This window comes from Acinetobacter sp. YH1901141 (assembly GCF_013416935.1).
GTDB lineage: Bacteria > Pseudomonadota > Gammaproteobacteria > Pseudomonadales > Moraxellaceae > Acinetobacter > Acinetobacter towneri.
Window position 1 is genome coordinate 1 of record NZ_VPEY01000055.1, and the last position, 4,989, is coordinate 4,989.

Consider the following 4,989-nt stretch of genomic DNA (forward strand, 5'->3'; position numbering starts at 1 on the left):
ATTCGAGGGTTTGATCAAACAAATATCTTTAAGGCTTTAGATGAGCTGGACAGACGTAGAGAGTTGCAACTGGAGCAACAACGTAAAAATGACAGGAGTTATTCACCTAGATTTTGATACTTTTTTTCTGCGGAGCATTGCCTTTGCAATGCTGTCCTCGAAAAAAAAGCATCTTCAAAAGGTCGCATATTTGCGACAATTTGTCGCAATATTTTGTTTTGAAAATCAGTCATTTGACAGCAATTCAAAAAGGTGTAATATTTTCATCAGGCGAAAAAAAAGCAGGTCTGCAAACCCGCTTTTTTCTCTTTGTTAAACAAACGCTTAAAGCATCCGTAAAACTCAAATTCGATACTTGTATTTTACTGATGTTTTGAGCCAATGCAACACTTGGACGTGTTTCATGCTCAATAAAACGCAATTTTCAGACGATTTTTACGAAAAACTCCCAAAAAAACCGTATTGCTCGGATGATTTAGGGTACGGGGTGGTTATTCGCCCAAAACGTACCGCAATCCAGAAGCCATATATTCAGCATAATCCCCCTTGTCTTGTTAGCTCGTTGGTGTTCGATATAGACCGCCAAGACGCTTATTTTGCGTGGTCTGACGCAAATTTACCGACCCCAACGTGGATAGCCAAAAATCGCCAAAATGGACATGCACATATTGGCTATATGCTTTTAGCTCCAGTGTGTACCACGCATCGAGCAAAGCAGAATGTCATACAGTACCTTGCCAAGATTGAGCAGGCGTATAGCTTGGCGTTAGGTGCAGATCGTGGCTATACGGGGTTAATCACTAAAAATCCATGTCACGGAACATGGGAAAATCATACCTTTGGCGTTCAACCATACGATCTAAATTATTTAGCCGATTTTGTAGAGCTTCAGGAACTAAAAACCGACTTAAAAGAGGTTTCAGGGCTTGGGCGGAACTGTATGATGTTCGATACAGTTAGATATTGGGCATATAAGGCGATTAGAGCGCATCGAGGCAGTACGTTTGCTATTTGGCTAGGGAAAGTCTTAGAGCAGTGCCAGAACGCAAATAGTGCGTTTATAGAGCCATTGCCGTATAGCGAAGTCAAAGCCACTGCCAAGTCCATTGCTCGATATTGTTGGAAGAAAGACGGTTATCACTACCAGGAATTCATAGACCGTCAAAGTAGAAAGGGTAAATTAGGGGGTATCCAGTCTGGGATTATTCGAAGGAAAGATAGTGTAACGGAAAAAAAGCCTTGGCTGATTTTAGGTATCAGTAGAGCAACTTACTACAGAAGATTGAAAGATGAAAAAACTAAATAAACCGTTACTTTTAGGCTGTATTTCATTAGATGATTTTATTTTTAATTTTTCAATTATTTATATGGTTGGTTATCCCGTTAATTATAGTATTCCAATCTTCAAAGTGTAATTCGTGTCCTGTTTTTTTAAGTATAACTAATTTTGATTTTTCTATCCTTTCAAGTAAAACATCTGTGTTTTTAAAGTGGCATATTAAATCATCAGTACCATGTATGATTAAAGTCGGCTGTTTAATTTCGTCTAATCTATTCCAATACTCTTCACCCCCTTGTAATGTAGCGTGATTGAACATACTTATATAATTGTTGGCTCTATTAAACTCAGCTCTTATTAAGTTTTCACATTTTAATTTGTCAAATTGCTTTCTTCCACTCATTAAAGCAGAGCCTTCAATCATATAGTTCACGACACTATCTTCATTTTCCCAATCAACAGTCTCCGATTTTCTGTGAAAGTCCAGAATTCTTGTGTCCATTTCAGGAATGTTTGGGTTAGAATCTCCCCAAGGTCCTGTAGATAAAAGTATTAATGATTTTACTTTATCTGGATATTTTATTGCAGCAATTTGACAAATTAGCCCACCTAAAGACATACCTAAAAAATGTGCTTGTTCAATATTGTAACCGTCTAAGATTGAAATTGCATCGTTTGTCAAATCAACAATATCGTATGTTGATTTACCTAACTCATAGAAAGTTGATTTTCCGACATCTCTGTTGTCGTAACGAATTACGAAAAAACCTTTTTCTGCTAATTTTTGGCAAAACTTTGTGTCCCAATAAAGCATTGAAACTGTCGCTCCTGCAACTAATAAAATTGTAGGGTTATATTCAAATCCAAAACTTTCTGTATAAAGACTAATGTTGTTCGCTGTAATTATTTTATCTTTCATTTTTTCCTGTATTTCCAATAGTCAATCATATAACAAAGTAAAATTTTACCCAGATAGCAAAAACTTAAGAACAGCGGTGAATTGCTCCTGTCATTGTTGTTCCATTCTCACCCTAGCCTAGCATAGATTTTGGCTACGAATACAGATTCTAATCAATTTTATTGAGACACGAAGCCTAAATCAGATATCAGCCCTCTTGGGTGCTTTTTTCCCTTTTCATTTTTAAAAATTATTATTTAAGGGAATGAGCAACGTCTGTGGACAATCGCAAGCGACCGTAAAACCTGATCTGTGCCTAAACACGATGCACAACTCCACATAACGATAAAGCAGTTATACGTTGAGTTGCACACAGGTTAGATCACAGGGTTTTCCTTTGTCCACAGACTTACCATGACTTGCTTAATTGAATTACGTCTAGGGGTCTGCTACCGTAATGGAATGCAAGGATACATGGAGACCCCTCTGCTACGCAGATGTGTTCCATGACCTTGTTCAGGGGCAAGCCCCCGAAACCCCCAAAAGCAAAGGCAAAAGCATGACAGCGATCAAACGTAATAAGGTTTACAAAGTCCGATTTTCTGATGCAGAGGTACAGAAAATCAAAGATGCCAATATCCTAAATATTGCCAAATATCTAAGGGATACTTCACTTGCCCAAATTGATGCAACTCAAGGCAACGCCAAAAAAAAGAATCAGGAAAATCACTACACAAAATTAGACCGTGATTTTTTGCTTGAGCTATCCCGAATTGGGGGCAACATCAATCAGATTGCAAAGGCAATAAATACTGATATCGCAAGCAGTCGCCCCCTTGATGCTGCAAGGCTTTTGCACCTGTTAATAGGGATTGATCAGACCTTAAAGGAATTGAAAAAATGATTGTTCAATTCTTTAGATATGGGAACGGTTTAAGTAAAGGGCCATTGGATTATTTGCTTGGTAAAGACCGTGATCGAGATTATGCAAAAGTCCTACAGGGCGATGTTTCCGAAGTATCTGGATTAATTGATACGTCTCCTTTTGCCAAAAAATATACCAGTGGTTGTTTGTCTTTTTATGAGCATGATTTATCTGACCAGGATAAACAAAAAATCATGCAGGATTTTGAGCAAGCCTTATTCCCTGGCATGGATCAGAGCCAGTACCGTGTCTTGTGGATTGAGCATCAAGACAAATTAAACGAAGAAACAGGGGAGCGAAGATTAGAGCTTAACTTCCTAATCCCTAATGTTGAAATACTTACAGGACAACGTTTACAGCCTTATTATGATAAAGCTGATCGTCCTCGTATTGATCTGTTTAAGAAGATTACAAACTATGAATATCAGCTGCATGATGCAGATGACCCCCTCTATCGCCAAGCCGTTACAACGGCAAAAAACTTGCCTAAAACTGTTAATGAGATCAAGGAAACGCTTGATATTGAAGCAACGAGAGCCGTTGAAAGTGGACTAATTACAGATCGGCAGAGCATGAAAAAATGGCTATTGGATCTTGGTCTTGAAGTCACCAGAGAAACCAAGAAAAGCCTATCCATTAAAAATCCGAATGATGACGAAAAAGCCCGCCCGATAAGGCTTACAGGTGCAATCTATGAGCAAGATTTTAGACTTACAGAAACGAGCCAACAACTTACTATCGCAGCATCAGAACGATATAGACGAGAAGCTGAACAGCGAAATCAGTCAGATATTCAAAGATATGCGGAATACAGTGCAAAGCGAAGCACAGAGCTTGAGCAGCAGTATCGACAGCACCAAAACGGATATACAGCAGAAACAGAGCGAAGCAACGAACGAGATATTGCAGCAGATCGACCAGACTACAGCTCAAACCAAGAAGCAGCAGCAACAAGGCATGACAGCCCTATTGCAAGAACAACAACAGCAGATCAAACAGCTACAAGCGAACTTGCAGCAGTTGAACGGCTTGAGCCAAGAAACAGCCCAAGCAGCCAAATTAAAGAAAACCCTTATTACATCGAATATAGCCTTGATTTCACTGGCATGTATAACGCTTATCAGCAGTATTTGTCTGGGATACGTCAGCAAAAGCAAGTACAGCGACATCACAGAGATGGAGAACAAAGTCCAGTGGCTAAAAAGCCAAGGGGCGAGCCTGAATATTCAGAAGTGTGGGACAGAGAAAAAATGGGACTGGTGCGTCCAGATCGACCCGAAAGCGCAGCAGTACAGCAACAATATGCGAATAGTGCAGGAAACCAATTAAATGAATCTCGAAGCACAGTTATTGCAGATTATCGAGCAGCAACAGCAGCAGCTCAAAGAGCAACAGAAGCAGCAAGAGCAAGCATTACAGCTCATTCAAACGCAGAGCAAAACGATAAGCGAACTAGAGAGCTACTGCAACAAATTGATAACTCACTTCAACATGCTGACCGAGAAAGAAAAAGAGATGAAAAATCATATCAGACAGCTACAGAATCCGAAGCTATCAGAGACTTTATTACAAAACTTGGAGAGCAGCTTAAAACAGCGATTACAGAGCCATTTAGAGCAATTAGTGACTGGGTTAAATCTAAAGAACGAGATCAACGAACTATTGCCAACGATGATCTATACAGAAATCGAGAAGCAGACAGCACCATTGACCCAACAGCTTCAAAGGAAACTAGACTCAGTGCAACAGTATCACGAAAAATTCGAGGGTTTGATCAAACAAATATCTTTAAGGCTTTAGATGAGCTGGACAGACGTAGAGAGTTGCAACTGGAGCAACAACGTAAAAATGACAGGAGTTATTCACCTAGATTTTGATACTTTTTTT

General features: G+C 39.3%; 4 protein-coding genes. 3 read left to right on the top strand and 1 reads right to left on the bottom strand.

Going from position 1 to position 4,989, the window contains the following annotated elements:
* Positions 1 to 403: 403 nt before the first annotated feature.
* Complete coding sequence (locus FTV52_RS14190; protein WP_044103695.1) at positions 404 to 1,306, top strand: replication initiation protein; 903 nt, start codon at positions 404 to 406, stop codon at positions 1,304 to 1,306.
* Between the two features lie 49 nt (positions 1,307 to 1,355).
* Here the strand turns inward: FTV52_RS14190 and estT are convergent, their stop codons facing one another.
* The gene (gene estT / locus FTV52_RS14195; RefSeq protein WP_179991026.1) at positions 1,356 to 2,198 is read right to left on the bottom strand and encodes a macrolide hydrolase EstT; all 843 of its coding nucleotides are present in this window, start codon (positions 2,196 to 2,198) and stop codon (positions 1,356 to 1,358) included.
* A gap of 538 nt (positions 2,199 to 2,736) precedes the next feature.
* Between estT and mobC the strand changes: the two genes are divergently transcribed.
* Positions 2,737 to 3,081: a plasmid mobilization relaxosome protein MobC gene (mobC, locus tag FTV52_RS14200; protein WP_044103698.1), complete on the top strand. Its 345-nt coding sequence runs from the start codon at positions 2,737 to 2,739 to the stop codon at positions 3,079 to 3,081.
* Positions 3,078 to 4,979, top strand: a complete 1,902-nt coding sequence (locus tag FTV52_RS14205) for a relaxase/mobilization nuclease domain-containing protein (protein ID WP_044103697.1) — start codon at positions 3,078 to 3,080, stop codon at positions 4,977 to 4,979. Before mobC ends, FTV52_RS14205 begins: the two co-directional genes overlap by 4 nt.
* The last annotated feature ends 10 nt before the right edge of the window (positions 4,980 to 4,989 follow it).